Origin of the sequence: Microbispora sp. NPDC049633 (assembly GCF_040675265.1) — a bacterium.
GTDB lineage: Bacteria > Actinomycetota > Actinomycetes > Streptosporangiales > Streptosporangiaceae > Microbispora > Microbispora maris.
Genome location: NZ_JBFAOO010000014.1, coordinates 20,447 through 33,419, shown reverse-complemented (window position 1 = coordinate 33,419; position 12,973 = coordinate 20,447). Strand labels below are relative to the sequence as shown.

Sequence of the window (12,973 nt, the reverse complement as noted above, 5' to 3'; positions counted from 1 at the left end):
TCGTGTTCGGAAGTCAGGACACGTAGGTCTTGAGGTATTCGTTGGCGCTCCCGCAGCGCAGGTAGTTGCGCACGGTGTGGAAGTCAAGCCAGTCGATGTCGCAGGAGACGTCGCGCTCGACGCCGTCGAAGCACGAGGCCAGGACGGCCGGGATGGCGGCGATGTCGTCCTTGTCGGCGATGTTGACCCACCGGCGCACCCCCGGCGGACGCGCCCCCCTGCCCCGCACCGGCACCGGCGCCAGCCGCTCGAAGACGACATCGCGCATGCCGAGCGGGCTGCCCAGCGTCACGAGCAGGTCGACCGTGAGATCGGGATACGCCCACAGCGCCTCGTAGGCCACGACGCTGCCGAGCGAATGGGCGACGACCACGCGGGGACGGCGCCTGCGCACGACGCCGGCCACCGCGTCGCGGGCCCGCGCGCGCGGGTCGCCGCCGCCCAGGTAGGCGGCCACCTCCGGGCAGAAGTCCTGCGCGAAGCGCACCGCCTGCGGGCCCATCCTCGTCAGCAGCCACTCGGCCAGCCGGTGGGCGAGACCCGTGAGCGACTCCCCCGCCACGTCCCGGAAGGGCCCGCCGAGCTGGGCCGCCCAGTCGGCGAGCACCAGCTTGGCCGGCGCCTCCATCTGCCGGGGCGGCTTCGGCGGCCCGCTGCGCAGGTGATGGGCGTAGTAGGCGATCTCGGCGAAGTACTCTCCCGCGCCGTCCGCGCGCCCGGTGAGGCCCTGGTGCAGATAGGCGTTCCACTTGGCCCGCATGGCCTCGGCGGCGCCGCCCGCCGACCGGCCCGCCTCCTCGTAGTAGTGGTACTTGCCGATGCCGTGGACGCCCACGATCGAGGTCATGCTCCCGCCATCCCTTCGCCGGAATACCGGAGGTCACTGTGCACGACGCGATGGACCGCGACAACCGCGAGCGACGTTCACGGTGATAAATGGCGAGCGGTGGTGATATTCACCGAGATAGGTTGGGAATCCCGATCGAGGAAGGAACGTCATGACAGGCCCGTTGCACGTGCGCGGCTCGGTCGTCGTGCCCGAGGCGGAGCTCGCCTGGCGTTTCTCCCGCTCCTCGGGCCCCGGCGGCCAGGGCGTCAACACCACCGACAGCCGGGTCGAGCTGAGTTTCGACCTCGCGCGCACGACCGCCCTCGGCGGCCCGGCGCTGAAGGCCCGCGCCGCCGAACGGCTCGCCGCCCGCCTCGTGGACGGCGTGATCACGGTGACGGCCTCGGAGCACCGCTCGCAGCTGCGCAACCGGGAGGCCGCGCGGGAACGGCTCGCCGCCCTGCTCCGCGACGCGGTCGCGCCGCCCCCGAAGCGGCGACGCCCCACCAAGCCGTCCAAGGGCTCGGTCGAGCGCCGCCTGTCGGCCAAGAAGCACCGGTCCGACCTCAAGCGCCTGCGCCGTACGGCGGACTGAGCAGACAGGCGGCGATGGCCTCCTCCCAGGAGCGCAGGAACGCGGGGTATCCGGCCGCGAACTCGGCCAGCTCGGCATCCGCCGCGGCGGTCAGCGGGGTGAGGTCGTAGGTGACCGACACGTCGCTGTGGCCCCGCTGGACAGGCGCGAGCGTCACGCCGACGGTCCCCGCGTGGGCCCCCTCACGGACGCGGGCGTAGGAGACCGACCGGCCAGGCTCGCGGTGCAGGACGATCCACGTGGTGGTCGCGCCATCCGCGTGAGTCTGGAACACCGTCCCGGGCGCGGTGTCGTCCTCGGTTCCCTCCGGAAACCGCGGCTCCCAGCCCTCCACCCAGTCCCGTTCGCCGTACGGGGTGAACAGCCGGAACGCCTCGGCGGGCGGGAGCGCGACCCTGACTCTCCCGACGAGGCGGCGGCGCCGCGGCCCGGCGCTCACCTCTCCTCCAGCCGGTGCGCGTCGGCCGCGGTGAGAGTCAGACCGTAGACCTCCTTGAGCTGCCCGATCTTCGCGAGGGTCTCCGGTCCGAACGGCGCCTTGCCCTCGAATGCGTGCAGGACGATCCCCTCGACCAGATCACCGAGGGACATGTCCAGGTATTCGGCCAGGCCCTTGAGCACCTTCAACGTGTTGCGCTCGATGCGCAGACCGGTCTGCGCACGCTCGACTGTTACCATGTTACCAAAATAACATCAATCAGAGTCGCCGGTCCTCCATCTCCCAGATGTGGTCGACCACGTGCCAGACGATGCGGCGGGCGGCGTACCGGACCGGCCAACCCTCGCCGCCGGGCGGGAAGGCCTCCGCAGGCTGCGAGAGCGCCCGAGTGATGTCCTCGCGCATGGCGACGAGGCCGGCCTCGTCCTTGAAGGGCCTGTGCCGCACGCCGATCTTCCGGGCGTACGCGCGCTCGGCCTCCACGACGTGGGCGACCATCTTGTCCCGGTCCCTGCCTCCGCCCCTCGGGCCCTTGCGCAGCTCCTCGGGGGACGCGGCGGCCACCTCGGCGAACACCGCCCACGCCGCGCGGGCGAGGGCGGCCGCACGCGCGGCCTCCGGCGCGTCCACCGGCTCCCGGTCGAAGCCGGGGATGGCGGAGATCGCGCCGAAGTCCGTCGTGCTGTCGCCCTTGACCCGTGCGACGACCTCCGGCTCCCCCGGCGCGAACTCCAGCCCGGCCCGCTCGGCGATCACCCGGTAGCGAGGTGCGTAGTCCACGAGTGTGCCGAGCGCGGCCTCCTCGGTCTTGCCGATGCGGCACCAGCCCGGCCAGTCGATCGAGCAGGCGAAGACCTTCTTGGGGCCGATTTCCAGGTAGACGCGATGGTTCATGCCGGCCAGCATCGCAGCCGTACCTGACAGGCTCCGGCAGGTTCAGACCAGGTCGATGAGGTCGGCCACGGAGTTGACCACCTGGGTGGGCCGGAACGGGTACCGGTCGATCTGGTCCTTCTGGGTGACGCCGGTGAGCACGAGGATCGTGTGCAGGCCGGCCTCGATGCCGCAGACCACATCGGTGTCCATGCGGTCGCCGATCATGGCGGTGGTCTCGCTGTGCGCGTCGATCTGGTTGAGCGCGCTGCGCATCATCATCGGGTTCGGCTTCCCGACGAAGTACGGCTCCACCCCGGTCGCCTTGGTGATCATCGCGGCCACCGCGCCGCAGGCCGGCAGCGAGCCCTCCGTCGAGGGGCCGATGGGGTCGGGGTTGGTCGCGATGAACCGGGCGCCGTTGTCGATCAGCCGAATCGCCCGCGTTATCGACGTGAAGCTGTAGGTGCGGGTCTCGCCCAGCACGACGTAGTCCGGGTCGAGGTCGGTCAGCACGTAGCCGACCTCGTGCAGGGCCGTGGTCAGCCCCGCCTCGCCGATCACGTACGCCGAGCCCTCGGGCCGCTGGTCGGCGAGGAACTTGGCCGTGGCCAGCGCGGAGGTCCAGATCGACTCGGGCGGCACGTCCAGCCCGGCCGCGCGCAGCCGTACGGACAGGTCGCGGGCGGTGTAGATCGAGTTGTTGGTGAGGACGAGGAACCGCTTCCCCGACTCCTTCAGCCGCCTGATGAACTCGTCGGCACCCGGCACCGGCTGGCCCTCGTGGACCAGCACCCCGTCCATATCGGACAACCACGACTCAATGGGCTTACGCTCGCTCATGCGTCCAAGCATGGCAGGTGAGGGCGGAGTGAAGCACATCACGCGCCGCGTCCGGAAATATCCGGATGCGACCTCAGGTTGGGCCGAGCATGAGCGATGACAACATCCGTGGGGTGCCGCGCGGTACGGCCGAGGTGCCGCTGTCGATCCTGGAACTCGCGACCGTCGGGGAGGGCTCGACGCCCGGCGAGGCGCTGCGCGACGCCACCGGGCTGGCCCGGCGGGCCGAGGAGTGGGGCTACCACCGCATCTGGGTCGCCGAGCACCACGGCATGCCCGGGGTGGCCAGCTCCTCCCCCGCGGTGCTCATCGCGCACCTCGCGGCGGCGACCCGGTCGATCCGGATCGGTTCCGGCGGCGTGATGCTGCCCAACCACGCCCCGCTGGTGATCGCCGAGCAGTTCGGCACGCTGCACGCCCTGCACCCCGGCCGGATCGACCTCGGCCTCGGCCGCGCCCCCGGCACCGACATGGCGACGGCGAACGCCCTGCGCCGCTCGGCCGAGGTGGACCCGGACGAGTTCCCCCAGCAGGTGGCCGAGCTGACCGGCTTCCTCGACGGCGCCTTCCCGCCCGGCCACCCGTACGGAAAGATCCAGGCGGTGCCGCGTGGTGACGACCGGCCGCCGATCTGGCTGCTCGGCTCCAGCGGGTTCAGCGCCAGGCTGGCCGGGCTGCTCGGGCTGCCGTTCGCCTTCGCCCACCACTTCAGCGCCGCCAACACCGAGCCCGCGCTCGACCTCTACCGCTCCTCGTTCCGGCCCTCGGAGGTGCTCGACCGGCCGTACGCGCTGATCGGCGTGGCGGCCGTGGCCGCCGACACCGAGGAGGAGGCGCTGCGCCAGACCATGCCGGGCGCGCTTTCGTGGCTGCGCCTGCGGCAGGGCCGGCCCGGCCGCACCCCCACCCCGGAGGAGGCGGAGGCGTACCCGTACACCCCGATGGAGCGGGAGTTCGTCCGCGAACGGCTGTCGACCGTGGTGCACGGCGATCCGCAGACCGTGCGGGCCGGGCTGGAGGAGCTGCGCAAGCGCACCGGGGCCGACGAACTGATGATCACCACGCAGGTCCACGGCGGCGCGGCACGCCTGCGCTCCTACGAGCTGATCGCCCAGGCGTACGGCATGCTCCTCTGATCCTTCGAATCACGCCTCCGGCCTGCGGAAGCGTCAGTATGATTCAGGGTATGAGCGGAGACAGGAAGGCGCGGATCACCATCACCGTGGACCCCGACGTCCTTGAATACGCTGAGCACCTCGTGGCGACCGGGAAGGCCACCAGCGTGGCCGCCGTCTTCAACGACGCCATCGCGGAAAAGCGCATCACCGACCAGCGTGCGCTTGCCCTGCTGCGCGAACGCGCCCGGCAGGCCGACCCCGTCCGAGTGGCCCGCATGATGCGGCACGTGAACCGCCAACTCGCCGAACACGGGTTCCCGGCGGCGCCGGGTGAGTGACTTCACACCCACGCCGTACATCCTCGACACGAGCGTGCTGGCCGACGTCGCCCGCGGGGACGCCGACCTGATCGGCCTCCTGCAGGACTTCGACCGGGCAAGGCAACCGCTCATCGTTCCCGCGCTGTCAGCCGCCGGGGCGCTCCTCGACGGCCGGGGCACGCCAGACGCCCAGGCCCTGCTCGCCGGCCTGGCCGCGTTCGAGCACGCCATCGTCGCCCCGCTGGACGGCATCGCGCAATCCGTCAAGCTCGTCGACACGATGGCCGTCACCGGACTCGACATCTACGACGCTCACGCCGCCGCCATCGCGGACGTATCGGTCTGCCCGATCCTCACCCTGCGCGGCGGCAAATGGCAGCGGCCGTCCCGCGCCCTGGACAATCCGCTGCACGTCATCGAGGTCGCCGACCCCGACGAATAGGCAGCCGGCAGGAAGCCGACCCGGCGGTGGCCGCCGGGGCGGCCGCCTCGATCGAGTTCCCGCAGGGCCTCCGATCGGACGACACGAGTCACCGGGGGGCGAGGGCCTCCAGGGCCTCTTCTGCGCGGCGCATGGAGTCGCGCGGGTCGGCCTCGGGGTTGCCGATCTCCGGGTCGAAGTTGAGGTCGTGGAAGACCTCGGTCACGCCCTTGGCCGCGAGGTCCTCCACGTCCCGCCGGATCTTGTCGTAGGACCCGGTCAGCGGGCCCTCGTCCCGCGCCCGGACGCGGGTGACGCCGCGTACGACGAACCGCAGCGCGTCCGGGTCACGGCCCGCCTGCCGGGCCGCCTCCTTCACGATCGCGATCTGCTGGTCGATCGTGCCAAGGTCGGCGCGGCTGGAGCTGATCCAGCCGTCGGCGATCCGCCCGGCCCGTTCCAGCGCCACCCGGGCGGTGCCGCCCAGCATGACGCTCGGCGGCGTGGCCGGCCTGGGGTCCTGGTGGGAGGGCGGCACCTCGTAGAACTCGCCCTTGTGCTCGACGACGTCCTCGGTCCAGAGCCGCCGCAGCAGGCCGACGTACTCCTCGCCGCGCCTGCCGCGCCGCTCCATCGGCACACCGGAGGCGGCGAACTCCTCGGGCAGCCAGCCCAGCCCCAGGCCCACGTCGAGCCTGCCGCCGGACACCTCCTGCAGGGAGGCGAGCTGCTTGGCCATCAGGACCGGGGAGACGAACGGCAGGTTGAGCACGGCCACCCCGAGGCGTACCCGCTCGGTGACGGCCGCCACGTACGCCAGCGCGACGACGGGATCGTGCACGCTCCGGTAGACCGGCCCCATCGGGTTGCCGACGGGGTAGAGCAGCCGCTGGAACGCCCAGACGCCGTGATAGCCGAGTTCGTCGGCGCGGCGCGCGATCCGCTTCATGTTCTCCGGCGTCGCCCACGAACCCGACACCGGTACGGAAAACCCAATCCTCATAACGGCACCCTAAGGGTGCCCCCCTTCGATCTTCCGCCTACTGCGGTCGCCCAGGCGGCGCCTCGCTACGGCGAGATCGGCGGGCGACACCCTAGGGTTGTCCCCCGTGATCGAGGAACTGGCGCGGCTGGCGCGCCGCGACGGGCCGGTGACGGTGCTCAAGCAGGGCCGTGTGCTCGTGGTCAGGGCCGGGGACGTCGTCGTCAAGGCCCACCCCCCGGACACCGACGAGCAGGCCCTGCGCGCCCGCCTGGAGGCGGCGGGGAACCTGCCCGGCGTCATGCTGGCCCCTCTCGGCCTCGAACGGCTCGACGGCAGGCTCGTCACGATCTGGCCGGCGGGCGAGGCGCTGACCATCGCCGACGTGGACGCGGGGACCACCCCCTGGGAGGAGGGCGGGCGGCTGCTCGCCCTGTTACACGCCCGGCCGGCGCCTCCAGGCCTCCCCCCCGCCGGCGGGCCGTCGCGGCTGCCGCGCGCCATGGCCGATCTGGCGGCGGCCGGGGTCCCGGACCACGTGGCCGCCCCCGTTCTCGCGGCGTACGCGACGCTGCCGCCCGCCCGGGACGGCGGCACGCTGACGCACGGCGACTGGCACCTCGGCCAGATCGTCCGGCACGACGGCGCGTGGCTGCTGATCGACCCCGACGACCTGGGCGGCGGCGACCACGCCTGGGATCTGGCCCGCCCGGCCGCGTGGTACGCCGCCGGCCTGCTCGACCCCCGGGACTGGGAGCGGTTCCTGACCGCCTATCTCGCCGCGGGCGGGACGGCCGTGTCCGCCGGGGATCCGTGGCGGGAACTCGACGCGCCCGCCCGGGCGTTGACCGTCCAACTGGCCGCGACGGCGGTGGCCACGGCGGCGCGGGCGGGGGAACCGCCCGACGACGCCGCCCTGGCCCTGGTGTCCGCCTGTGGGAGGATCGTCGCGGCCGCAGAGGCCGAGACCTGACGTAGGGAGAGTTGTCGGATGCAGTGCCCCAAGTGCCGTGGCAACATGCGGACGTTCGACCGCAACGGCGTCCACATCGAGCAGTGCGACAACTGCCGCGGCATCTTCCTCGACTACGGCGAGCTGGAGACGCTGACCCGGATGGAGTCCCAGTGGGCCCAGCAGCACTACGCTCCCCCGCCGCCCGCGCACGGAGGCCCCGCCTGGGGTGGCGGTCACCACGGTGGCGGCCACTACGGCCACCGCCGCAACAGCTGGGTCGGCATGCTGTTCTCCAGCTGAAAGCCTTTCGCGGAGGCCGCGGCCCGGATCGGGCCGCGGCCTTCCGCGTGCTCAGCGCGTGGGCTCCAGCCCTTCCGAGCCCAGCGTGAGCCGGTTGATGATCCCGATCGACTCCAGGAACGGCAGGTCGTGGGAGACCACCACGAGCGCTCCCCGGTAGGCCGACAGCGCCTGCGCGAGCTGGCGGACGCTGGCCAGGTCGAGGTTGTTGGTCGGCTCGTCCAGCAGCAGGAGCTGCGGCGCGGGCTCGGCCAGCAGCAGCGAGGCCAGCACCGCGCGGAACCGCTCGCCGCCCGACAGCGTCCCCGCCGGCCGCTCGGCCCGCCCGCCCCGGAACAGGAACCGGGCGAGCCCGGCCCTGACGGCGTTCACCGACGCGTCGGGCGCGACCGCCCGCACGTTGTCGACCAGGCTGAGCGCGTCGTCGAGCACGTCGAGCCGCTGCGGCAGGTACCGCACCGGAACGCCTCGCCGGACCGAGCCCTCCTCCGGCGCGATGTCCCCCAGGATCGTGCGCAGCAGCGTCGTCTTGCCCGAGCCGTTCGGCCCCAGCAGGGCGACGCGCTCCGGACCACGCACGATCAGATCGCCGATCGGCCCGGCGGCCGTGCGCAGGCCGTCCAGTTCGAGCACGGTGCGCCCGGCCGGCACTTCGGTCGCGGGCAGTTCCACCCGGATCTCGGCGTCGTCGCGCACCGCCTCCTCCGCCTCGGACAGCCGCTCGCGGGCCGCGGCCACCCTGTCCTCGTGCATGAGCCGGTGCTTGCCCGCCGACACCTGGGCCTGGCGCTTGCGCTCCTGCATGATGATCTTCGGCTCGCGCTTCTGCTCGTACATCTTGTTGCCGTAGCGCACCCGCCGGGCCAGCTTGGTCTGCGCCTCGGCCAGCTCGCGCCGCTGGCGGCGCAGGTCGCCCTCGGCCACGCGGACCATCCGCTCGGCGGCCTCCCGCTCGACCGCGAGCACCTCCTCGTACTCGCTGAGCGTGCCGCCGAAGGTACGGCGGGCGGGCAGGTCGGCGATCTGGTCCACCAGGTCGAGCAGCGTGCGGTCGTGGCTGACGACGACCAGCGTCCTCGTCCACGAGGAGACGGCGTCGTACAGGCGCCGCCGCGCGTCGAGGTCGAGGTTGTTGGTCGGCTCGTCCAGCAGCAGCACGTCGGGCTCGGCGAGGAACCGCGCCGCGAGCCCGACCATCACGGTCTCGCCGCCCGAGAGCGTCGCGACGGTCCGGTCGAGGTCGACTCCCGCGAGCCCGAGACGGGCGAGCTCGGCCCGGGCGCGCTCCTCGACGTCCCAGACCACCGCGTCGTAGTTCGCCTCGCTCAGGTCGCCCCGCTCGATCGCGTGCAGCGCCTCGCGCGCCGGGGTGATCCCCAGCAGGTCGGACACCGTACGGCTCGCGCCCAGCGGGAGATTCTGCGGCAGGTGGCCCAGCCGCCCGGTGACCGACACCGACCCGCTCGCCGGGGTCAGCTCTCCGGCGATCAGCTTGAGCAGGGTCGACTTGCCGCTGCCGTTGACGCCGACGAGCCCGGTCCGGCCGGCGCCGAACGTGAAGTCGAGCTCCTCGAAGACGGGCGTCCCGTCGGGCCAGGAAAACGACAGATCCGTACAAACGATGGAATAAGACATTAGGCGGCTCCGGGTATCCCAAGGGCGACATGAGAACGTACGCGTGGGACACCGCGGGCACGGGCCGCGAGAGGACACCGGAGAGAGCTCCGCTGAGGTCGCTGCGCCGGACCACCGAAGGCGGCCGTGGGCGCGGTGTCGAGACCTCAGAGCTCCAAATGACCCTCCGGGGGTGCGGCGGCAGAACGTCCGTCACGATAACGGGAGGCGGGGGACGGACGCCACCGAATTAACTCGCCGGGAGCCGGGCCCGGGCCGTAGTCCCAGGCGTCCCCGAAGGTGACAAAGGACCTACCCCGCTCCACGTGTCGCGCGTCTTGTCGCTAAGGTGAACCTGTCCTAACTTAGGTAAGGCTTACCGTCCGCCCGGAGGGCGATGTGTTCGCAAGTTATCTCATCGGCCTTCGAGAGGGTCTGGAGGCGACCCTCGTCGTCTCCATCCTGGTGGCCTTTCTCGTCAAGAGCGACCGCCGCGAGCGGCTGCCCCTGGTCTGGGCCGGTGTCGGCGTCGCCGTCGCGCTCTCGGTCGGGTTCGGGGCGCTGCTGACCTTCACCGCGGCCCACCTCGGATCTCAGCAGCAGGAACTCTTCGACGCGATCACGTCCCTCGCCGCGACCGTCTTCGTCACCTTCATGGTCTTCTGGATGCGCACGGCCGCCCGGAAGATGTCGGGCGAGCTGCGGCAGAAGATGGGCGAGGCCCTGGAACTCGGCGCCACCGCCGTCGTCGTGGTGGCGTTCCTGTCGGTCGCGCGCGAGGGGCTGGAGACGGCGCTGCTGTGGTTCGCCGCCGTCCAGGGCGCGACCAGCAGCGCGAGCCCGCTGATCGGCATCACGCTCGGACTGCTCACCGCGGTGGCGCTGGGCTGGGGGCTCTACCGCAGCGCCCTGCGGATCAACCTCACGAAGTTCTTCACCTGGACGGGCCTGCTGCTGATCCTGGTCGCGGCCGGGATCTTCAAGTACGGCGTGCACGACCTGCAGGAGTCGGGCCTGGTGCCCGGCCTGAACACCCACGCCTTCGACATCAGCGGCGTGCTCGACCCCAGCGCCTGGTACTCCACGCTGCTGAGCGGGATGTTCAACATCACCCCGCAGCCCAGCGTGCTGGAAGCCGTCGCCTGGGTGGTCTACCTGGTGCCCGTCCTGATCCTGTTCCTGCGGCGGCCCTCGGCGAAGGCGCCCGCCAGCCCCGCCCCCAAGTCCGCCCAGCCCGCTTCCTGACCGGAGTCGACCCAATGCGCACCCCCATCGTCCTGGCCACCGCGGCACTGGCTCTCGCCGGTCTCACCGCCTGCTCGTCCACGGAAACGGGCTCCGGCGGCACGACCGAGGCGACCGCCGCCGGCGACGGGAAGATCGCCGTGGCCGCCACCGACACCGAATGCAAGGTCGCGAAGTCCGACCTGGCCGCCGGCACCTCGACCTTCTCGATCACCAACAACGGCTCGAAGGTGACCGAGTTCTACGTGTACGCGGCGGGCGACCGCATCATGGGCGAGGTCGAGAACATCGTCCCCGGGCTGACCCGCGACGTGGTGATGGAGCTGCCGGCGGGCATGTACGAGACCGCCTGCAAGCCCGGCATGACCGGCAAGGGCATCCGCGGCGCCCTCAAGGTCAGCGGCGAGAGCAAGCCGCTGACCAGCGACGCGAAGCTCGCCGAGGCCGTGGCCAGCTACAAGCGCTACATCAAGAGCCAGTCGGACACGCTGCTCGGCAAGACCAAGGAGTTCACCGAGGCGGTCAAGGCCGGCGAGGTGGACAAGGCCAAGGAGCTCTACCCGATCGCCCGTACGTACTGGGAGCGGATCGAGCCGGTGGCCGAGGTCTTCGGCGACCTGGACCCGGCCATCGACGCCCGCGAGAACGACGTGGCGGACGGCGAGGAGTGGACCGGCTACCACCGCCTCGAGAAGGACCTCTGGGTCAAGAAGGACGTCAAGGGCGACGGCCCGATCGCCGACAAGCTCATGACCGACGTGACCACGATCGTGGAGAAGTCCGCTGCGCTGGAGCTGTCTCCCGTGCAGCTCGCCAACGGCGCCAAGGGCCTGCTCGACGAGGTCGCCACCGGCAAGATCACCGGCGAGGAGGACCGCTACTCGCACACCGACCTGTGGGACTTCGACGCCAACCTGCAGGGCTCGAAGGCCGCCGTCCAGGCGCTGCGCCCGGTGCTGGAGGAGCGCGACCCCGACCTCGTGAAGACGCTCGACGCGAAGTTCGCCGACGCCGAGACCACGCTCGGCGCGCACCGCAGCGGCGACGGGTGGAAGCTCCACACCGAGCTGTCCAAGGACGATCTGAAGGCGCTGTCGGACGCGATCAACGCCCTGGCCGAGCCGATCAGCAAGGTGGCCTCGGTGGTGGCCCGGTGACCCGGAGAAGCACAGCGAGCGGAGGCATCAGCCGCAGACGCCTGTTTGGCCTCGGCGCGGCCGGTGTGGCCGCCGTCGGGGCCGGGGCGGTCGCCGGCCGGTCCGTCATCCAGGAGCCGGTCGCCCATGCCGCCTCCTCCTCCGATCCCGTGACCTTCTACGGCCCGCACCAGGCGGGCATCACCACTCCCGCCCAGGACCGGCTGCACTTCGTGGCGTTCGACGTCATCACGAAGAAGAGGGCCGAGCTGGTGGAGCTGCTCCAGGAGTGGACCGCCGCCGCGGCCCGGATGACCCAGGGCAAGGACGCCGGCACCTTCGGCGCCGTCGGCGGGTCGCCCGAGGCGCCGCCGGACGACACCGGCGAGGCGCTCGGCCTGCCCGCCTCCGGGCTGACGCTGACCATCGGCTTCGGCCCGTCGCTGTTCGACGACCGGTTCGGCCTCGCCGACCACAGGCCGCCCGCGCTGGCCGACCTGCCCGCCTTTCCCGGCGAGGACCTGCAGCCCGAGATCTCGGGCGGGGACATCTGCGTGCAGGCGTGCGCGCACGACCCTCAGGTGGCGGTGCACGCCATCCGCAACCTCGCCAGGATCGGCTTCGGCAAGGTCTCCGTCCGCTACTCGCAGCTCGGTTTCGGGCGCACCTCGTCCACCTCACGGTCGCAGGCGACACCGCGCAACCTCATGGGCTTCAAGGACGGCACCAACAACCTGAAGCTCGAGGACACGGCCATGCTGCGCGACCACCTGTGGGCCGCGCCCGGCGACGGCCCGGCCTGGATGGACGGCGGCACCTACCTGGTCACCCGCAAGATCCGGATGCACATCGAGACCTGGGACCGCGCCCCGCTGTCGGAGCAGGAGGCCATCTTCGGCCGCGACAAGGGCGAGGGCGCGCCGCTCACCGGGCACAAGGAGTTCGACGCGCCGGACTTCGCCAAGAAGGGCCCGGACGGGCAGCCCGTGATCGCCGGCGACGCCCACGTACGGCTCGCGCACCCCGACGCCCACGGCGGCGCGCGGCTGCTGCGGCGCGGCTACAACTTCGTGGACGGCTCCGACGGCCTCGGGCGGCTCGACGCCGGCCTGTTCTTCATCGCCTACCAGCGCGACCCGCGCAAGCAGTTCGTCCCCATCCAGCGGATGCTGTCGCAGAAGGACTCGCTGAACGAGTACATCAAGCACGTCTCCAGCGGCCTGTTCGCCTGCCCGCCCGGAGTGGTCGACGGCGGCGACTACTGGGGCCGTACGCTGTTCGCCTGACACGCCCGCATCCGACG

At 71.8% G+C, this 12,973-nt stretch carries 16 protein-coding genes; 9 read left to right on the top strand and 7 right to left on the bottom strand.

The annotated features are described in order from the left end of the window. Positions 1 to 13: 13 nt before the first annotated feature. A complete protein-coding gene (locus AB0J39_RS06235) occupies positions 14 to 847 on the bottom strand; it encodes a hypothetical protein (RefSeq protein WP_363462360.1) in 834 nt (277 codons plus the stop codon). A 151-nt stretch (positions 848 to 998) separates the two neighbouring features. On the opposite strand from AB0J39_RS06235, the gene arfB reads away from it, so the two are divergent. Continuing rightward, positions 999 to 1,424, top strand: coding sequence for an alternative ribosome rescue aminoacyl-tRNA hydrolase ArfB (gene arfB / locus AB0J39_RS06230; RefSeq protein WP_363462359.1), 426 nt, complete (start codon positions 999 to 1,001; stop codon positions 1,422 to 1,424). Here the strand turns inward: arfB and AB0J39_RS06225 are convergent. The 4 genes from AB0J39_RS06225 to AB0J39_RS06210 are packed head-to-tail and all read right to left on the bottom strand — an operon-like array spanning position 1,396 to position 3,579. After that, on the bottom strand, positions 1,396 to 1,863 hold the full coding sequence (locus AB0J39_RS06225) for a hypothetical protein (RefSeq protein ID WP_363462358.1): 468 nt from the start codon (positions 1,861 to 1,863) through the stop codon (positions 1,396 to 1,398). The two genes, arfB and AB0J39_RS06225, sit on opposite strands and share 29 nt — an antisense overlap. Beyond that, entirely contained in the window at positions 1,860 to 2,102 is a 243-nt protein-coding gene (locus AB0J39_RS06220) for a hypothetical protein (RefSeq protein WP_363462357.1), read from the bottom strand. The genes AB0J39_RS06225 and AB0J39_RS06220 overlap by 4 nt, the downstream gene beginning before the upstream one ends. A 19-nt stretch (positions 2,103 to 2,121) precedes the next feature. Next, positions 2,122 to 2,757 carry a hypothetical protein gene (locus tag AB0J39_RS06215; protein WP_363462356.1) on the bottom strand — a complete coding sequence of 212 codons (636 nt, stop codon included), beginning with the start codon at positions 2,755 to 2,757 and terminating at the stop codon, positions 2,122 to 2,124. A 42-nt stretch (positions 2,758 to 2,799) separates the two neighbouring features. After that, complete coding sequence (locus AB0J39_RS06210; RefSeq protein ID WP_169982340.1) at positions 2,800 to 3,579, bottom strand: HAD-IIA family hydrolase; 780 nt, start codon at positions 3,577 to 3,579, stop codon at positions 2,800 to 2,802. Between the two features lie 89 nt (positions 3,580 to 3,668). On the opposite strand from AB0J39_RS06210, the gene AB0J39_RS06205 reads away from it, so the two are divergent. From AB0J39_RS06205 to AB0J39_RS06195, 3 genes are read left to right on the top strand one after another with little or no spacing between them, the layout of a single operon-like run. After that, positions 3,669 to 4,715, top strand: coding sequence for an LLM class flavin-dependent oxidoreductase (locus tag AB0J39_RS06205; RefSeq protein ID WP_363462355.1), 1,047 nt, complete (start codon positions 3,669 to 3,671; stop codon positions 4,713 to 4,715). A gap of 50 nt (positions 4,716 to 4,765) precedes the next feature. Beyond that, a complete protein-coding gene (locus AB0J39_RS06200) occupies positions 4,766 to 5,035 on the top strand; it encodes a hypothetical protein (protein ID WP_363462354.1) in 270 nt (89 codons plus the stop codon). Further along, on the top strand, positions 5,028 to 5,459 hold the full coding sequence (locus AB0J39_RS06195; RefSeq protein WP_363462353.1) for a hypothetical protein: 432 nt from the start codon (positions 5,028 to 5,030) through the stop codon (positions 5,457 to 5,459). Before AB0J39_RS06200 ends, AB0J39_RS06195 begins: the two co-directional genes overlap by 8 nt. Before the next feature lie 88 nt (positions 5,460 to 5,547). Here AB0J39_RS06195 and AB0J39_RS06190 read toward each other — a convergent pair whose 3' ends face one another. Further along, a complete protein-coding gene (locus AB0J39_RS06190) occupies positions 5,548 to 6,441 on the bottom strand; it encodes a TIGR03619 family F420-dependent LLM class oxidoreductase (protein WP_363462352.1) in 894 nt (297 codons plus the stop codon). 106 nt (positions 6,442 to 6,547) lie between these two features. On the opposite strand from AB0J39_RS06190, the gene AB0J39_RS06185 reads away from it, so the two are divergent. Continuing rightward, positions 6,548 to 7,393 carry an aminoglycoside phosphotransferase family protein gene (locus tag AB0J39_RS06185; protein WP_363462351.1) on the top strand — a complete coding sequence of 282 codons (846 nt, stop codon included), beginning with the start codon at positions 6,548 to 6,550 and terminating at the stop codon, positions 7,391 to 7,393. Between the two features lie 18 nt (positions 7,394 to 7,411). Continuing rightward, positions 7,412 to 7,675, top strand: coding sequence for a zf-TFIIB domain-containing protein (locus AB0J39_RS06180; protein WP_363462350.1), 264 nt, complete (start codon positions 7,412 to 7,414; stop codon positions 7,673 to 7,675). 51 nt (positions 7,676 to 7,726) lie between these two features. Here the strand turns inward: AB0J39_RS06180 and AB0J39_RS06175 are convergent, their stop codons facing one another. Beyond that, entirely contained in the window at positions 7,727 to 9,310 is a 1,584-nt protein-coding gene (locus AB0J39_RS06175; RefSeq protein ID WP_363462349.1) for an ABC-F family ATP-binding cassette domain-containing protein, read from the bottom strand. Between the two features lie 378 nt (positions 9,311 to 9,688). On the opposite strand from AB0J39_RS06175, the gene efeU reads away from it, so the two are divergent. The 3 genes from efeU to efeB are packed head-to-tail and all read left to right on the top strand — an operon-like array spanning position 9,689 to position 12,956. Continuing rightward, positions 9,689 to 10,534: an iron uptake transporter permease EfeU gene (efeU, locus tag AB0J39_RS06170; RefSeq protein ID WP_363462348.1), complete on the top strand. Its 846-nt coding sequence runs from the start codon at positions 9,689 to 9,691 to the stop codon at positions 10,532 to 10,534. Between the two features lie 14 nt (positions 10,535 to 10,548). Beyond that, positions 10,549 to 11,691, top strand: coding sequence for an iron uptake system protein EfeO (gene efeO / locus AB0J39_RS06165; RefSeq protein WP_363462347.1), 1,143 nt, complete (start codon positions 10,549 to 10,551; stop codon positions 11,689 to 11,691). Continuing rightward, on the top strand, positions 11,688 to 12,956 hold the full coding sequence (gene efeB, locus AB0J39_RS06160) for an iron uptake transporter deferrochelatase/peroxidase subunit (protein WP_363462346.1): 1,269 nt from the start codon (positions 11,688 to 11,690) through the stop codon (positions 12,954 to 12,956). The genes efeO and efeB overlap by 4 nt, the downstream gene beginning before the upstream one ends. Positions 12,957 to 12,973: the final 17 nt, after the last annotated feature.